This window comes from Candidatus Brevundimonas phytovorans (assembly GCA_029203145.1).
GTDB lineage: Bacteria > Pseudomonadota > Alphaproteobacteria > Caulobacterales > Caulobacteraceae > Brevundimonas > Brevundimonas phytovorans.
Window position 1 is genome coordinate 1503458 of sequence record CP119309.1, and the last position, 15040, is coordinate 1518497.

14 protein-coding genes and 1 other RNA gene are annotated in these 15040 nt (G+C 67.3%); 7 read left to right on the forward strand and 8 right to left on the reverse strand.

Going from position 1 to position 15040, the window contains the following annotated elements; genetic code table 11:
* Positions 1–151: 151 nt before the first annotated feature.
* Positions 152–2497 (forward strand): UvrD-helicase domain-containing protein, encoded by a 2346-nt coding sequence (locus P0Y52_07220; GenBank protein ID WEK59323.1) that lies wholly within the window; start codon positions 152–154, stop codon positions 2495–2497.
* Here the strand turns inward: P0Y52_07220 and P0Y52_07225 are convergent.
* Positions 2494–3648, reverse strand: coding sequence for a low temperature requirement protein A (locus tag P0Y52_07225; protein ID WEK59324.1), 1155 nt, complete (start codon positions 3646–3648; stop codon positions 2494–2496). The two genes, P0Y52_07220 and P0Y52_07225, sit on opposite strands and share 4 nt — an antisense overlap.
* 156 nt (positions 3649–3804) lie before the next feature.
* Here P0Y52_07225 and P0Y52_07230 point away from each other — a divergent pair, with 156 nt between their 5' ends.
* Positions 3805–5898, forward strand: coding sequence for a DNA topoisomerase IV subunit B (locus P0Y52_07230; GenBank protein ID WEK59325.1), 2094 nt, complete (start codon positions 3805–3807; stop codon positions 5896–5898).
* Positions 5899–6561: 663 nt separating this feature from the next.
* On the opposite strand, the gene P0Y52_07235 is transcribed toward P0Y52_07230, so the two are convergent.
* The gene (locus P0Y52_07235; protein ID WEK59326.1) at positions 6562–7632 is read right to left on the reverse strand and encodes an Mrp/NBP35 family ATP-binding protein; all 1071 of its coding nucleotides are present in this window, start codon (positions 7630–7632) and stop codon (positions 6562–6564) included.
* Between the two features lie 77 nt (positions 7633–7709).
* On the opposite strand from P0Y52_07235, the gene miaA reads away from it, so the two are divergent.
* From miaA to P0Y52_07260, 5 genes are all read left to right on the forward strand, one after another.
* Positions 7710–8582, forward strand: coding sequence for a tRNA (adenosine(37)-N6)-dimethylallyltransferase MiaA (miaA, locus tag P0Y52_07240; protein WEK59327.1), 873 nt, complete (start codon positions 7710–7712; stop codon positions 8580–8582).
* Between the two features lie 60 nt (positions 8583–8642).
* Complete coding sequence (locus P0Y52_07245; GenBank protein WEK59328.1) at positions 8643–8915, forward strand: hypothetical protein; 273 nt, start codon at positions 8643–8645, stop codon at positions 8913–8915.
* A gap of 49 nt (positions 8916–8964) precedes the next feature.
* Positions 8965–9328, forward strand: a transfer-messenger RNA (tmRNA) gene (ssrA, locus tag P0Y52_07250).
* A gap of 118 nt (positions 9329–9446) precedes the next feature.
* Positions 9447–9944 (forward strand): ClpXP protease specificity-enhancing factor SspB, encoded by a 498-nt coding sequence (locus P0Y52_07255; protein WEK59329.1) that lies wholly within the window; start codon positions 9447–9449, stop codon positions 9942–9944.
* Between the two features lie 12 nt (positions 9945–9956).
* Positions 9957–10124 (forward strand): hypothetical protein, encoded by a 168-nt coding sequence (locus P0Y52_07260; GenBank protein ID WEK59330.1) that lies wholly within the window; start codon positions 9957–9959, stop codon positions 10122–10124.
* A 67-nt stretch (positions 10125–10191) separates the two neighbouring features.
* On the opposite strand, the gene P0Y52_07265 is transcribed toward P0Y52_07260, so the two are convergent.
* The 6 genes from P0Y52_07265 to lpxD all read right to left on the reverse strand — a co-directional run bounded on the left by P0Y52_07265 (position 10192) and on the right by lpxD (position 15034).
* The gene (locus P0Y52_07265) at positions 10192–10659 is read right to left on the reverse strand and encodes an SMI1/KNR4 family protein (GenBank protein WEK59331.1); all 468 of its coding nucleotides are present in this window, start codon (positions 10657–10659) and stop codon (positions 10192–10194) included.
* Positions 10660–10766: 107 nt separating this feature from the next.
* Positions 10767–11933: a lipid-A-disaccharide synthase gene (gene lpxB, locus P0Y52_07270; GenBank protein ID WEK59332.1), complete on the reverse strand. Its 1167-nt coding sequence runs from the start codon at positions 11931–11933 to the stop codon at positions 10767–10769.
* The gene (gene lpxI / locus P0Y52_07275; protein ID WEK59333.1) at positions 11930–12778 is read right to left on the reverse strand and encodes a UDP-2,3-diacylglucosamine diphosphatase LpxI; all 849 of its coding nucleotides are present in this window, start codon (positions 12776–12778) and stop codon (positions 11930–11932) included. The genes lpxB and lpxI overlap by 4 nt, the downstream gene beginning before the upstream one ends.
* A complete protein-coding gene (gene lpxA, locus P0Y52_07280; protein WEK59334.1) occupies positions 12775–13563 on the reverse strand; it encodes an acyl-ACP--UDP-N-acetylglucosamine O-acyltransferase in 789 nt (262 codons plus the stop codon). Before lpxA ends, lpxI begins: the two co-directional genes overlap by 4 nt.
* A complete protein-coding gene (gene fabZ, locus P0Y52_07285; protein ID WEK59335.1) occupies positions 13560–14024 on the reverse strand; it encodes a 3-hydroxyacyl-ACP dehydratase FabZ in 465 nt (154 codons plus the stop codon). Before fabZ ends, lpxA begins: the two co-directional genes overlap by 4 nt.
* The gene (lpxD, locus tag P0Y52_07290; protein ID WEK59336.1) at positions 14021–15034 is read right to left on the reverse strand and encodes a UDP-3-O-(3-hydroxymyristoyl)glucosamine N-acyltransferase; all 1014 of its coding nucleotides are present in this window, start codon (positions 15032–15034) and stop codon (positions 14021–14023) included. The genes fabZ and lpxD overlap by 4 nt, the downstream gene beginning before the upstream one ends.
* Positions 15035–15040: the final 6 nt, after the last annotated feature.

Genomic DNA, 15040 nt, shown 5'->3' on the forward strand with positions numbered 1-15040 from the left:
TGGCTTTCCCTTCCTTCGCATCCCCTGAGGTCGAGAGAACGAGGGTCAGGCTTGGCGGTTCCCGCCGGCCATTTTCAATCGGGGCCTGACTTTGGCCTCTGTGCTGCTTATGTTCTCGTTTCGAATCCGCCTAGCGTGAGCCGCTTATCCTGTGACCGACCTGCCCGCCCCCCGCATATCCGACCTCGCGCGCGCCCCGTCGCCCGACGGCGTCGCCGGCGTTCGCGACTACCTGTCCGGTCTGAACCCCGAACAGAGGCTGGCGGTCGAGACGACCGAGGGGCCGGTCCTGGTCCTGGCCGGCGCCGGCACCGGCAAGACCCGCGTCCTGACCACCCGCCTGGCCCATATCCTGGCCACAGGCCGGGCCAAGCCCTGGGAACTGCTGGTCGTCACCTTCACCAACAAGGCCGCGCGCGAGATGCGCGAGCGGATCACCCACCTGATCGGCCCCTCGGCCGAGGGCCTGCGCTGGCTCGGCACCTTCCACTCGGTCGCGGCCCAGATCCTTCGCCGTCACGCCGAACTGGTCGGGCTGAAGTCCAGCTTCACCATCCTGGACACCGACGATCAGGAACGGCTGCTGAAACAGCTGCTCGAAGCCGCCAATATCGACACCAAGAAGCACACGCCCAAGTCGCTGGCCCACCTGATCGACCACTGGAAGAACCGCGGCTGGACGCCCGAGAAGCTGCCGCCGGGCGAGGATTTCGCCAACGGGAAGGGCCACGCCCTCTACGCCGCCTATCAGAAGCGGCTGGCCACGCTGAACGCCTGCGACTTCGGCGACCTGCTGCTGCACAACCTCACCATTCTGTCCCAGCACGTTGATCTGGCGGCGGAATATCGAAACCGCTTCCGCTACATCCTGGTGGACGAGTATCAGGACACCAACGTCGCCCAATACCTGTGGCTGCGGCTGCTGACCTCCTCGACCGGCAATGTCTGCTGCGTCGGCGACGACGATCAGTCGATCTACGGCTGGCGCGGGGCCGAGGTGGACAACATCCTGCGCTTCGAGCGGGACTTCCCCGGCGCCAGGATCGTCAAGCTGGAGCGCAACTACCGCTCGACCAAGCATATCCTCGGCGCCGCCTCGGCCCTGATCGCCACCAATCAGGACCGTCTGGGCAAGACCCTGTGGACCGAGGACGACAGCGGCGACAAGGTGCGCGTGCGCGGCGTCTGGGACGGCGAGGCCGAGGCCCGCCTGATCGCCGACGAGATCGAAACCGCCCGCAAGTCGGGCATGAAATACCGGGACATGGCCGTTCTGGTCCGCGCCTCCTTCCAGATGCGGGCGTTCGAAGAGCGCTTCGTCATGCTGGCCGTCCCCTATCAGGTCATCGGCGGCCCCCGCTTCTTCGAGCGCGCCGAGATCCGCGACGCCCACGCCTACCTGCGCCTGATCCAGTCCGAGGACGACGATCTGGCCTTCGAGCGCATCGTCAACGTGCCCAAGCGCGGCATCGGCGACACCAGCGTCCAGAAGATCCTGCACATCGCGCGCGAGAACGGCGTGTCGGCCATGCAGGCCGTCCGCCACCTGATCACGACGGATGAGCTTCAGGCCCGCACCCGCACGCCCCTGGCCAATTTCGTCCGTGACCTCGACCGCTGGCGCGATCTGGCGACCATGGGCACGCCCCACTGGCAGGTCACAGAGACCCTGCTGGACGAGAGCGGCTACACCGACATGCAGAAGGCCGACCGCACCAGCGGCCAGACACGCCTGGACAACCTCAAGGAACTGACCCAGGCCATGCAGTCGTTCGAGACGCTGCAGGGCTATCTGGAGCACGTCTCCCTGGTCATGGACCTCGACCGGGCCGCGCCCGAATCCGAAAGCGGCGCGGTGCAAATCATGACCCTGCACGGCGCCAAGGGGCTGGAGTTCCCCCTGGTCTTCCTGCCCGGCTGGGAGGAAGGCGTCTTCCCCTCGCAGCGCAGCATCGACGAAAAGGGCGTGAAGGGTCTGGAGGAGGAACGCCGCCTGGCCTACGTCGGCGTCACCCGCGCCAAGCAGGACGCGCGCATCAGCTTCGCCGCCAACCGCCTGGTCTATGGCCGCTGGACCTCGCAACTGCCCAGCCGCTTCGTCGACGAACTGCCCCTCGCCCACGTCGAGCCGCAGTCGGACACCGGCTACTATGGCGCCTCGACCGGCATGAAAGAGGCCAAGAGCCGCTGGGACGACGCCCCCTCCTTCGGCGCCGGCTATTCCAGCCCCGGTTGGAAGCGCGCCCAGAGCTTCACCTCGACCCAGACGCCCAAGCCCGCCTACGCCCGCCGCGCCGTGATCGAGGGCGAAGGGCGCCTGATCGCCACCGCCGATCCCAAGACCGGCTCCGGCTGGTCGCGCGGCGACCGCGTCTTCCACCAGAAGTTCGGCTACGGCGCCGTCCGCGCCGTCGAGGGCAACAAGCTGATCGTCACCTTCGAAAAGGCCGGCGAGAAGAAGGTCATCGACAGCTTCGTCGAGAAGGTCGCCCCCTAGGCTGCTTGACGACGGCCGACGCTCTCCCAGATCGCGACCACCACCAGAACCGTAGTCGACAGCATCGTCAGCGCCACCGGCGTGAGCAGCGGGCTGGCGGCGGCTGCCAGCCCCAGCGCCGCCATGCCCGCCACGCGCGGCCAGGCGACCTTGCCCCAGACCGCCAGGATCGACAGGCTGGTGCCCAGCAGGAACAGCAGCGGCCCGCCGATCAGCACCGCGGCGGTCGCTGTCGCTGTCGCCCCCAGCGGATGCGCCAGCGTCAGTTCGTCCCCCACCGCCGTCACCACGATCCCGGCCACGACGATAATCGGGCAATAGGTATAGGCCCGCCGCGCCACTGCGCCGGGATCAGCGGCGTGGACAAAGGTCTCCGACGCCGCCTCGTGCGCCTCGCTGAAGAAGAGCCACCACATGGTGATCGCCGCGACCAGGGCCGAGACGAAGGCCGCCACGACCGCCGGGGTCCAGGCCAGCTCAGCGAAGGTCGCGCCGGTGATGATGATGGATTCCCCCAGGCAGATGATGACGAACAGGCCGACCCGCTCGGCCAGATGCGCGCCCTCGACATCCCAGTCCGTCGTGACGGACCGCCCCAGCCCCGGCACGACATAGCCGAGCGCCGGCGCCGTGAAATCCAGCGATAATGCGACCAGCCAGATCAGCAGCCGCGCCTGCCCCTCGGCCAGGCCTCCGCCGATCCAGAACACGGCTCCCAGCACGGCCCAGGCTGAAATCCGCTGGAAATTGGCCCTCTGAACCGCCGATCCGCGCACCGCCCACAGGGTGAACAGGCTGCGCCCCACCTGCATGACGGCGAAGGCGCAGGCGAAGACCAGTCCCTTGTCGCCAAAGGCCTGCGGCAGCGAAGTCGACAGGATCAGCCCCGCCGCCATCAGCCCGAACAGCATCAAGCGCACGGGGCCGCGCTCGGGATCGAGCCAGTTGGTGATCCAGCTGGTGTCGATCCACACCCACCACACCGCCGCCAGCAGGATGGCCGCCTCCAGCGCGCCCAGCGGCGTCAGGTGCGCCAGCAACAGGTGGCTGACCTGGGTGATGGCGAAAACGAAGACCAGATCGAAGAACAACTCGACGAAGCCGACCTTGGCGTGCTCCCCGTCCCGACGGACGCGCATCAGACTGGTCATGACCGGCTCTATCCCTTGAATTCCACCCAAGCTTGCGTCCGTCGTTCCCGCGCGTCCAGCCAATCGGTGGATATCGGGCGCCAATGGCCGCAAGGCTTGCTCCTGCCCGGCGCGGGGCCTACCTGTCCGGTCCCCGAATCATCGCAGACTGCGTAGATGGCTGACCTTTTCTCCACGCTCGACGACGCTGAACCCACCCAACCGAGCGTGCCTGAAAAGGCGCCCGCGCCCGCCCCTGCGGCGGTCCCAGCGCCCGCGCCCGTCGCGCATGAGCCCAAGGTCGAGCTGGCCACGCACGCCAGCACGGCGACGGCCGCCGCCACCGGCTACTCCGCTTCCTCGATCGAAGTGCTGGAGGGGCTGGAGCCCGTCCGCAAACGCCCTGGCATGTATATCGGCGGCACAGACGAGCGCGCCCTGCACCACCTGTTCGCCGAAGTCCTCGACAATGCGATGGACGAGGCTGTGGCCCGCCACGCCAAGCTGATCACCGTCGATCTGGACGCTGACGGCTTCCTGTCGGTCCGCGACGACGGCCGCGGCATCCCCGTCGACCCACACCCCAAACATCCGGGCAAGTCGGCGCTGGAAGTCGTCATGACCGTGCTGCACTCGGGCGGCAAGTTCTCGGGCAAGGCCTATGAGACCTCGGGCGGCCTGCACGGCGTGGGCGTCTCGGTGGTCAACGCCCTGTCGGACCAGTTGGACGTCACCGTCTGGCGCGACGGATTCGAATGGCGGCAATCCTTCAGCCGCGGCCTGGTTCAGGCCCCCATCCAGCAGGTCGGTCCCTCCAAGAAGAAGGGCACGCGCATCCGCTTCCATCCGGATGAGCAGATCTTCGGCGTCGGCGCCGCCTTCAAGCCCGCCCGCCTCTACCGCATGGCGCGCGCCAAGGCCTATCTGTTCCGCGGCGTCGAGATCAAATGGACCTGCGCCCCGGAACGCATCACCGACGCCACCCCGGCTGAGGCCACCCTGCACTTCCCCGGCGGTCTGGCCGACGCCCTGGCCGAGCGCGTGGGCGAGCTGGAAACCGTCACCCCCGTCTTCGCCGGGCGCGCCGAGCGCAAGGGCGAGGCGGGCGCGCTGGAATGGGCCGTCACCTGGTCGCCCATCGGCTTCGGCGACGCCGACAGCTTCATCGGCTCCTACTGCAACACGGTCTCGACCCCCGACGGCGGCACGCACGAGGCGGGCTTCCGTTCGGCCCTGGTCAAGGGCCTGAAGGCCTATGGCGAGTTGATCAACGAGAAGCGCGCGGCCCAGATCACGGCCGAGGACGTCATCGCCAACGCCGGCGCCCTGATTTCGGTCTTCATCCGCAACCCGGAATTCCAGGGCCAGACCAAGGACCGCCTGTCCTCGCCCGAAGGCCAGCGTCTGACCGAACAGCTGCTGCGCGACCCCTTCGACCACTGGCTGACCGAAAGCCCCAAGCAGGCCAACGCCCTGCTCGGCTTCGTCATCGACCGCGCCGAAGACCGCCTGCGCCGCCGCAAGGACAAGGAAGTCCAGCGCGCCGCCGCCACCCGCAAGCTGCGCCTGCCGGGCAAGCTGTCGGATTGCTCACGTCAGGCCGCCGAGGGCACCGAACTGTTCATCGTCGAGGGCGACTCGGCTGGCGGCTCGGCCAAACAGGCCCGCGACCGCACCACCCAGGCCATCCTGCCCCTGCGCGGCAAGATTCTGAACGTGGCCTCGGCGACGGCGGACAAGTTGCGCGCCAATATCGAACTGTCGGATCTGGCCCTGGCTCTGGGCGTCCAGCCCGGCGCCCGCTTCAACATCGAAGACCTGCGCTACGAGCGTATCGTCATCATGACCGACGCTGACGTGGACGGCGCCCACATCGCGGCCCTGCTGATCACCTTCTTCTACCGTTCCATGCCCGAGACCATTCGTCAGGGGCGCCTCTTCATGGCCCTGCCGCCGCTCTACCGCATCAGCGCCGGTCCCCTCTCGGAATACGCCCGCGACGACGCCCACCGCGACGAGCTGCTAGCCACGGTCTTCAAGGGCAAGAAGGTCGAGATCGGCCGCTTCAAGGGCCTGGGCGAGATGATGGCCTCCCAGCTGAAGGAAACCACCATGGACCCGAAGAAGCGGACCCTGGCGCGCGTCTCCCTGCCCGACAGCGAGGAAGAGATCGAGGACCTGGTCGAACGCCTGATGGGCCGCAAGGCCGAGGCCCGCTACCAGTTCATCCAGGAAAACGCCCGCTTCGCCATGGCGGATCTGGACGTCTGATATCACCAAAATCCGCTCATCCCGGCGAAGGCCGGGATCCAGATTGTAAGGCGCGATGCTGACAGCCGGTGACGCCATAGCGTCATTTGAAGCCAGCCTCTCCGTCATACGATCTGGATCCCGGCCTTCGCCGGGATGAGCGAGTAAAGTGTGGCGCGCGCCCCCTCCCCAACCCGCCTTCCTTCTCCCTACGGGAGAAGGTGGCCCGCAGGGCCGGATGAGGGTCGACGGCCGCCTTCGGCAAAGCCGCCGCCTCAACGGCTAACCCGGCCCGAAGGGGAAATTTGCGCGCGCTATCGCCGCCCTGCCATCATAAGTCGGCGGCGCAAGACCTTGAAATCAAAGGCCCCAATCCGGCAAGCAGCGTCATCTGCTCGCCCAGGCGCCAGATCGGCCCAAACTGCGGGCTGTTCTTTGACATCACCGCCCGCCACGGTCCGCCCAGGCCCCCGGCTCGACCACGCGCACTGACACCAGCAACGCCGTGATCCCGTCCCCGCTCCTGTCAGCTCAAGCCGAGCTGGAGCGGGACAGGAAACCGCCCCCGCCGATTGCACTAATTGCACTGTTTTTTTCAAACGCAGTGCAACGCCATCCGGCGGCGGGGCTATCACCGCCCCGACGACGCAGCAGATTTCTAAGTCTTTTCAGACCCTCAAGCCCTCAGAGGCCGAGACCTTCGGCCACCCTGGCCGCCACCGCCGCGAACCGGGCCGCAACCTCGCCGTCCGGTTCCGCCGAAACCAGCGGCTGCCCTGCGTCGCCCGCCTGACGCAGGGCCGCATCCAGCGGCAGGTCGCCGAGGAAGGCCACGCCCAGCCGCGCCGCCTCGGCCTCGGCGCCGCCGCGCCCGAAGACCTCGCCGCTCATGTTCTCGATCAGGCCCAGCGTCGGCACATTGACGCGCTGGAACAGGGTGTGGGCCCGGCGCGCATCGGCCAGCGCCACCTCCTGCGGGGTGGAGACGATGACCGCCCCGTCCAGCGGCGTCTTCTGGATCAGGGTCAGCTGCACGTCGCCGGTGCCGGGCGGCAGGTCCACCACCAGAACGTCCAGCGGCGCTGCTTCGGTGCCCCAGCGCGTCTGGGTCAGCATCTGGGTGATGGCCTGCGAGGCCATCGGTCCGCGCCAGATCATGGCGTCGTCGGCCTTGGTCAACAGCCCCACCGACATGGCCTTCAGCCCAAACGCGACGTGCGGCACGATGGCCCCGTCCACATAGTCCGGCTGGCCCGACAATCCCAGCATGGTCGGCAGCGACGGCCCATAGACGTCGGCGTCCAGAATCCCGACCGAAAGGCCCCTCGCCGCCAGCGCCGCCGCCAGATTCACCGCCACCGTCGACTTGCCGACCCCGCCCTTGCCGCTGGCCACGGCCAGAACCCGCTTCACATGGGCCGGACGCTCGGTCGGAACCGGCGCCTTGGCCCGCCCCTGATCGGTCGCGGCTTTCGACAGGCCCGCCGTGCGACGGGGAGCCGCAGCCGCCACGGCCTCGGCTGTCAGCACGACGGAAACCCGCGCCATGCCCGGCATGGCCTTCAGCGCCGCCTCGGCTGCGTCGCGCACGGGGGCGTAGATGGCCGTCTCGCCCGCCGGAACCTCCATGACGAAGCCCGCACGGTCTTCGCCCACCATCAGCCCCTGAACCAGACCGGCGGCGGCCAGCCCCTGGCCCGATTTCGGGTCGATGACGGCGTCGAGGGCGGCGGTTACAGCGGTGCGGTCGATCAAGGCTCTGCTCCTTGGCCCTTGCCGGGCCGGTCGCGGGCGTTCTATCGCCCTCTGATCCTGTTCGCGAGCCTGTTTCCTTGACCAAAGCCCCCCGCCTCACCCTGATCGCCGGCGCGACCGCCTCGGGCAAGTCGCGTCTGGCGATGGACATGGCCGAACGGACCGGCGCCGTCATCATCAACGCCGACAGCCAGCAGCTCTATAAGGACCTGCGCATCCTGACCGCCCGCCCGTCAATCGAGGACGAAGCTCGCGCCGAGCACCGCCTCTATGGCGTGGCCGACGCCGCCGAATCCTGGTCCGTCGGCCGCTGGACCCGCGCCGTCATGCCGCTGCTGGACGAGTTGGCGGCGCAAGGTCGCCCCGCCCTGCTGGTCGGCGGCACCGGCCTCTACTTCAACGCCCTGACACGCGGTCTGGCCGACATTCCCGCCGTGCCCGACGCCCTGCGCGACGCGGTCCAGGCCGCCTATGACGCCGGGGGTGAAGCCGCCTTCCGCCGCCGTCTGGCCGAGGCCGATCCCCAATCCGCCGCCGCCATCACCCCCGGCGACCGTCAGCGTCTGATCCGCGCCCTCGCCGTGGCCCAGGCCACCGGCCGCTCGCTGAGCGACTGGAAGGCCGACACCCAGCCGCTTCTGGCCCCCGGTTCCTACGACGCCCTCGTGGTCGAGCCGCCCCGCGACCGCCTCTACGCCGCCTGCGACGCCCGTGTCCGCCTGATGATCGACAACGGCGCCGTGGACGAGGTCCGCGCCCTGCTGGCCCGCAACCTCGATCCTATCCTGCCCGCCATGAAGGCCGTCGGCGTCCCCGAACTGACCGCCCACCTGACGGGCGTCATGACCCTGGATCAGGCGATGGCCGCCATCCGCCTGTCCACCCGCCACTACGCCAAGCGCCAGCTCACCTGGTTCCGCAACCAGACCTCGGACTGGCGGCGTATCTAGCCAGGTAGTTCGGACGCGTATAACATCGTTTTCATATAACAAGTCAGAGTGGACCAGGTCATGTTGATCGCCTTCATTTTCGCCGCTTTCCTCTCCGGTCAAACGCCGCCGCCCGCCTCAGGACAAGCGGCGGCGTCAGCAGAAACGTCAGCCCCGCCCTCTCGTCGACAGGGTGTGGTTTGCCGCCGCGAAACGGTCATGGGCTCCAATCGGCCTCGCCGAGTTTGCACGACGATCGCAGATCGTGATCTGCGTCGCCAGAACGCCGAGCACATCATCGAGCGCACCACCAATGGCAATCCGACCAACAATCCAACCTTGGATGGCAACTGAGCCTTTCCGGGTTTGATCGGGTCAGCAGCTCTGCTGATATTGGCTTGATCAGCTTGCGTCCGCCATTCAGCGGCCTATATTGATCCTGTCCGGGTTCGCCCGGACTATGGCGATAAACGCGCCTGTAATAAGCGGACCGGACCCGGGTGCGATTCCCGGCGGCTCCACCAATCTCTCACCGCGTTATCGGCGGGAGCTGCGGGGCCGACTAGCATCGACGGACGTGTAAAGAGGATGCTTTTGCCCGTCTTGGCCCACCGTATCGGGCCATTTTATAACTGCGAACGATAACTTCGCTGGAGAAGTCCGCCTCGCCGCGTAATGCGGTTCGGTTGATTTCGAACACTTAAGTCCTGGGGGTTCAGATCCTCAGGCGGGGCCCGGAGGGCGCCTGGCAACAGAAGCCCTCCACTTCCTCTGAGACATTGCGGGAGCCTGGCAACAGAATCCCGGCGCTTTCCTCAAATCCGCATCTTCCGTCGCTCGCCTGTCGCGGGTAACAGTCGCGCGTACCCAGTTTCGAGGCTCCCGATGACGGATCAATCTCCCCCGGTCGACGAGATGTTCTATGAGCAACTCGCCCAGGACGCCCTTCGCGGCGTGATCCGCTCTGCGCTGGAACGCGCCGCCGAGCCGGCCGGCATCCCCGGCGCGCACCATTTCTACATCACCTTCAAGACGCGGGCGCCCGGCGTCTCGGTGCCGCCCGACGTTCTGGCCAAGTACCCCGACGAGATGACCATCGTCCTGCAGCACCAGTACTGGGATCTCGACGTCCAGCACGACCGCTTCTCGATCATGCTGAAGTTCGGCGGCATGCCCAAGGTTCTGGCCATGCCCTATTCGGCCGTGACCCGTTTCTACGACCCCAGCGTCCAGTTCCTGCTGCAGTTCGAAGAGCCGGAAATCGTCGAGGCCGAGATCGCGCCCCTGACGCCGCCGGCCCGCGACCCGAACGCCGCCCCGCCCCCCTCGGGCGACGACGACGGCCCCAAGGTCGTCTCCCTGGACCAGTTCCGCAAGAAATAGGCGCTGGCCCTCATGACCGCCCCCGACGACAAGCCCGCCGAAACGCCCGCCCAGCGCGCGCTGCGCCTGAAACAGGCCGCCCAGAAGACCCGCCCCGGCCCGCCGCAAAAAGGCGGCCTCCAGCGCGACCAGTCCATCACGGTCAAATCCGGCTCGAACAAGCCCTGGATGACGCGCTAGCCGGGGCTACTCACCAGACTTTCTGGTGGCAGCCTTAGGGTGGAAAGCGGGAGTTCGTGGTCTTGGTTCAATCGTCCAATGACACGAACTTCAGGTCCAGATACCGCTGAAGCCAACTGTCAAAAGACGCCGCTAAGAGTGCGATCTCGCCGCTATCGTGGTCGAAGAACCACACTTGGGAATTTTGGCTTAGCCCACCGCTATCAAAGACGAACAAATTGCCCATGCAATCCGAAGCAAAGGCGATTTTGTCTTTTGGCAAACCCATCTGTCGCCATGCCTGGGTCGTTTCGACCATCTCGTCTGCTGCGAGAAACTCTGCCACATCCGAAAAATCGGCTTCCTCTTCACAGATGCTGTGCAGAAGAGCAGTTGTCGGCCTCGGCAAGCCAATGCTGAGGACGGCATCACGGTAGTCGCTAGGCAAGCGGCTATCGAGCTGATCCTCCGCTCGCTTGAGGTCGGCAACTAGGACCCGTACAGGCGGGTATTCGGGATGCGACCATTTCGATGAAAAATCGGCGAGCGCGCGCATTATGCCCCCTGAGCGTTGTGGGCATGATTGCCAGCTTGGCTGCTAGGCTAGCCGACGTTGTACATGTCGCCTATGGGTCGAAACAGTCTTTGGCCTGAACCGGCCATTCAGCTCTTACGTGCCGCGATAACTCGCAACACCGCGTCCGCCGCCAACTCTGACGGATCGGGACCGCCTCGCCCCATCAGATCAAGGGCCGCCGTCTGGCGCGCAGCCTGATCGGCCGCCGCCTGCGGGTCCGACAACAGGCGCCCCACCGCCTCGGTCAGTTTCTCGGGCGTGGCGTCGTTCTGGATGAACTCGGGGGCGATGCGGTCGTCGGCGGCGATGTTGAACAGGGTGATGTGCTTGGCCGTCACCAGGTTTTTCATCAGCAGGTAGGACAGGCCGTCGATCTTGTAGGCGATGACCATGGGCGCGCCGGCCAGGGCCAATTCGGTCGAGACCGTGCCACTGGTAGCCAGGGCGACATTGGCGGCCTTCATCGCATCATACTTGTCGGCTTCGGGCGCCAGATGGGCGCGGAAGGGCCAGGCGGCGACGCGGCCCGCCACGTCGGCGGCGACCGTGCCGGCGGCGATCACGGCCACCTCCAGCGACGGGTTCGCCGCCTTAAGACGCTTCACTGTCTCCTCGAAGACCGGCGTCATCCGCGTGATCTCGCTGGGGCGACTACCTGGCAGGACCAGCAGCAGGGGCGCTTCGGCGGCGATGCCGCGCGCGGCGCGGAACCGGGAGCCGTCGGCGCTGGCCATGTCGACGTGCAAAGCCTGAGAGCCAACGACCGTCGTCGGCAGACCCTCGCGCTCGAACCAGGGCGCGTCGAAGCTGTAGAGCGACAGCAGATGATCGACGCTGGCGGCCAGGGTCTTGGCCCGGCCCGGACGCGAGGCCCAGACCTGGGGGCCGACATACTTGATCAGCGGCACGCCCGGCAGCACCTCGCGCAGGGCCTTGGCCACGCGGATGGTGAAGCCCCAGCTGTCGATCAGGACCACGGCGTCGGGCTGCTCAGCCTTGGCCAGAGCCACCGTATCGGCCACCCGACGCTTGACCAGACCATAGGCCTTCAGTCCCTCGATCCAGCCCAGGATGGACAGTTCGGCGATGTCGAAGGGGCTGACGACGCCCTCGGCGGCCATCTTGGGACCGCCGACGCCGACAAAGCTGACATCCGATCCCAGCCGCGTCTTCAAGGCCTGCGCCAGACCGGCGCCCAGGGCGTCGCCCGAGGCCTCGGCGGCGACCAGCATGATCTTCAGGGAGTGGCTCATCGTACGCCCCAGACGAACAGGCCCAGTCGATCCGCCGTCGCGACCAAGGCTTCATGGTCGATGATGATCAGCCGCCCTGCGAACCCGCCGATGCCCGCCAGACCCGCAGCGGCGGCCAGTTCGACCGTCGTGGAGCCGATGACGGGCATGTCCACGCGCAGGTCCTGAATCGGTTTGGGCGCCTTGCCCAGCGCGCCCTTCAGCGCGCCGGGCGCGCCGTGCAGGTCTGCGGGCAGCCCCGCCACGCGGCGCAGCATCTCGTCGGTGCCTTCCTGCGCCTCGACCGCCAACACCAATCCGTCGCAGACGACCGCGCCCTGACCGATATCCAGTTCACCTGATTTTTCAGCGACGTGCAGGGCCTTCTTCAGGTCGGCAAGCTGCTCCGCCGTCGGCGACACGGCGCCGAGCGCGCCGGGCGCCAGGGCCTCGCCGCCCAGAATGTCGTCGGCGCCTTCGACTGCGTACCCCTCGGCCTCGAACACCGACAGGATCTTGCGCAACAGGGCGTCATCGCCCTTGGTCGCCGCCGCCACGATGCCGGGCAGCAGGGTCGCGCCCTTGAAGTCGGGCTTCAAATTCTTGAAGTCAGGCCGGTTCACATAGCCCGCGAAACAGACGGCCTCGCAGCCCTCAGCCTTCATCGCCTTCAGGATACGGCCAATCTCGGCCATGCCGAACTCTTCGCCCGGCCAGCGCACCAGATGCTCGTCGGCGAAGCCCGCCAGACGGATGATGAAGACTGCCCGCCCCTCGACTTCGCACCGCGTCGCAATACGGATAGGCAGATCACCGGAACCCGCGATCAGGGCCAGCTTGGGCGCCCCAAAAGCCGGGCTTGTCATTCCGCGTCCGGCAGACAGAGCGGCCGCTTGGCGCCGTCGCGGATGAAGGCGACGATCTCCATGATCTCGGGCAGGTCGGCATAGATCGCCTCGACCCGGTCCAGGCGCTCGGCGAAGACGCCCTCGCCCTCGAACAGGTCGCGGAAGGCGGCCAGCAGGCGGCGCACCGCGTCCTTGCCGTAACCCTTGCGCTTCAGCCCGATCAGGTTGAGGCCGTGCAGGCTGGCGTGGTTGCCCCAGGCCGAGCCGTAGGGGATGACGTCGCGCGTCACAGCGGCCAGACCGCCGACGATGGCGCCCTGCCCCACCCGACCGTTCTGGTGCACGGCGCACAGGCCGCCCAGGAAGACCTTGTCCCCGACCTGGGCATGGCCGCCCAGGGTGGCGTTGTTGGCCATGACGACATTGTCGCCGACGACGCAGTCGTGGCCAACGTGGGCGCCGGTCATGAACAGGCTGTTCGAACCGACCCGCGTCACGCCCGTCCCCTGCGGCGTGCCCCGGTTGAAGGTGGCGTGCTCGCGGATGACGTTGTCCGAGCCGATCTCCAGCCGCACCGGCTCGCCCTTGTAGCCATTGTGCTGCGGGTCGCCGCCGATGACGGCGAAGGGATGGATTACGGTCCGCGCGCCCACGCTGGTGTCCTGCTGGACCACCACATGGCTGATCAGCTTGACGCCCTCGGCCAGGCTCACGCCGGGGCCGACAATGCACCAGGGACCGATGACGACCCCGTCAGCGATCTGGGCCGAGGCGTCGATGACGGCGGTCGGGTGGATGGTCACTGGGCGGGTTCCGCCACGGTCACGACCATGGCCATGAACTCGGCTTCGGCGGCCAGCTTGCCGTCGATGAAGGTCTCGCCACGGAACTTGTAGGCGTCGCCGCGCGCGCGGATCACCTTGACCTCCATGCGCAGCTGGTCGCCCGGACGGGCGGGCTTGCGGAAGCGCACGCCGTCGATGGACATGAACATGATGACCTTGTCGGCCACCGCCACGTCCAGCGACTTGGACATCAGCAAAGCGCCCGTCTGGGCCATGGCCTCGACGATCAGGACGCCCGGCATGACCGGATCGATCGGGAAGTGGCCGGGGAAGAAGGGCTCGTTGTGGGTGACGTTCTTGATCCCCACGATAGAGGTCGCCGCTACGAAAGCCTCGGCCTTGTCGACCAGCAGGAAGGGATAGCGATGCGGCAGCCGCCGCATGACTTCCGCGTAGTCGATCCTGTCAGCGTCGCTCATGATTCTCTCGGGGTCTTTTTCTGGGACGCCTGTTTGGCCAGCCAGATGGCTTCACGCAAGGATTGGCGAAGGGGTTTTGCAGGATAGCCGGACCAGGTCTCGCCCGGCGGCACATCGGCCAGGACGCCGCCGCCGGCCGCGACACGCGCCCCTTCGCCGATGGTGATGTGGTCGCCCACGCCCGCCCGTCCGCCGAAGATGCAGTTGTCGCCGGTCGTGACCGATCCCGCCAGACCGACGTGACCGGCCATCAGGTTGTTGCGGCCGATGACGCAGTTGTGGCCGATCATGACCAGGTTATCGATCTTGGAATTTTCACCGATCACGGTGTCGCCATAGGCGCCGCGGTCGATGCACGAGTTGGCCCCGACGGTGACGCCGTCTTGCAGAATGACGCGGCCCAGTTGCGGAATATCCACGGGCCCGGCTTTCGACCCGGCGGCGCCAAAGCCCGCCTCGCCGATGCGTGCGCCCGACAGCAACTTCACCCGATCGCCCAGCAGAGCGAAGCCGATGGAGACATTGGAACCGATCAGGCAGTCACGGCCGATCTGAACGCCCGGACCGACAACAGTATTGGCGCCGATGCGCGTGCCGCGACCGATGCGGACGCCCTCGCCCAGCACCACGCCCGGCTCGATGACGACGCTGTCGTCCTCGATAGCCTCTGCGACGCTGGCCACGCGATCCAGCCGGATCGGGTGGTGCAGCAGGGCCGAAGCCCGCGCCCAGGCGGCCTGGGCTTCACCGGACACGATCACCGCCGCGCCCGATGGCGCCGCCTCGACCGCCGAGGCCGGAAGGATGACGCAGCCCGCGTGGGTTTCCGCCAGAGCCGCCGCGAACTTCCGGTCGCCCAGAAACGCAATCGCGCCCCGGTCCGCTGAGGACAGGGGCGCAACGGCCGAGATGACGACGTCGCCGCCCCGGACCACCTCCCCGCCGATTTGCTCGGCGAGGGCGGCGACCGTCAGGGGCGACAGGGTCTGAAAGAACCTCGGATCGGGCATGGCCCG

Coding starts and splice junctions, on each gene's coding strand:
- lpxI (WEK59333.1), bottom strand. CDS start 12,778: ATGACAAGCCCGGCTTTTGGGGCGCCCAAGCTGGCCCTGATCGCGGGT.
- fabZ (WEK59335.1), bottom strand. CDS start 14,024: ATGAGCGACGCTGACAGGATCGACTACGCGGAAGTCATGCGGCGGCTG.
- P0Y52_07245 (WEK59328.1), top strand. CDS start 8,643: ATGTTGATCGCCTTCATTTTCGCCGCTTTCCTCTCCGGTCAAACGCCG.
- lpxD (WEK59336.1), bottom strand. CDS start 15,034: ATGCCCGATCCGAGGTTCTTTCAGACCCTGTCGCCCCTGACGGTCGCC.
- P0Y52_07255 (WEK59329.1), top strand. CDS start 9,447: ATGACGGATCAATCTCCCCCGGTCGACGAGATGTTCTATGAGCAACTC.
- P0Y52_07265 (WEK59331.1), bottom strand. CDS start 10,659: ATGCGCGCGCTCGCCGATTTTTCATCGAAATGGTCGCATCCCGAATAC.
- P0Y52_07260 (WEK59330.1), top strand. CDS start 9,957: ATGACCGCCCCCGACGACAAGCCCGCCGAAACGCCCGCCCAGCGCGCG.
- lpxB (WEK59332.1), bottom strand. CDS start 11,933: ATGAGCCACTCCCTGAAGATCATGCTGGTCGCCGCCGAGGCCTCGGGC.
- P0Y52_07230 (WEK59325.1), top strand. CDS start 3,805: ATGGCTGACCTTTTCTCCACGCTCGACGACGCTGAACCCACCCAACCG.
- P0Y52_07225 (WEK59324.1), bottom strand. CDS start 3,648: ATGACCAGTCTGATGCGCGTCCGTCGGGACGGGGAGCACGCCAAGGTC.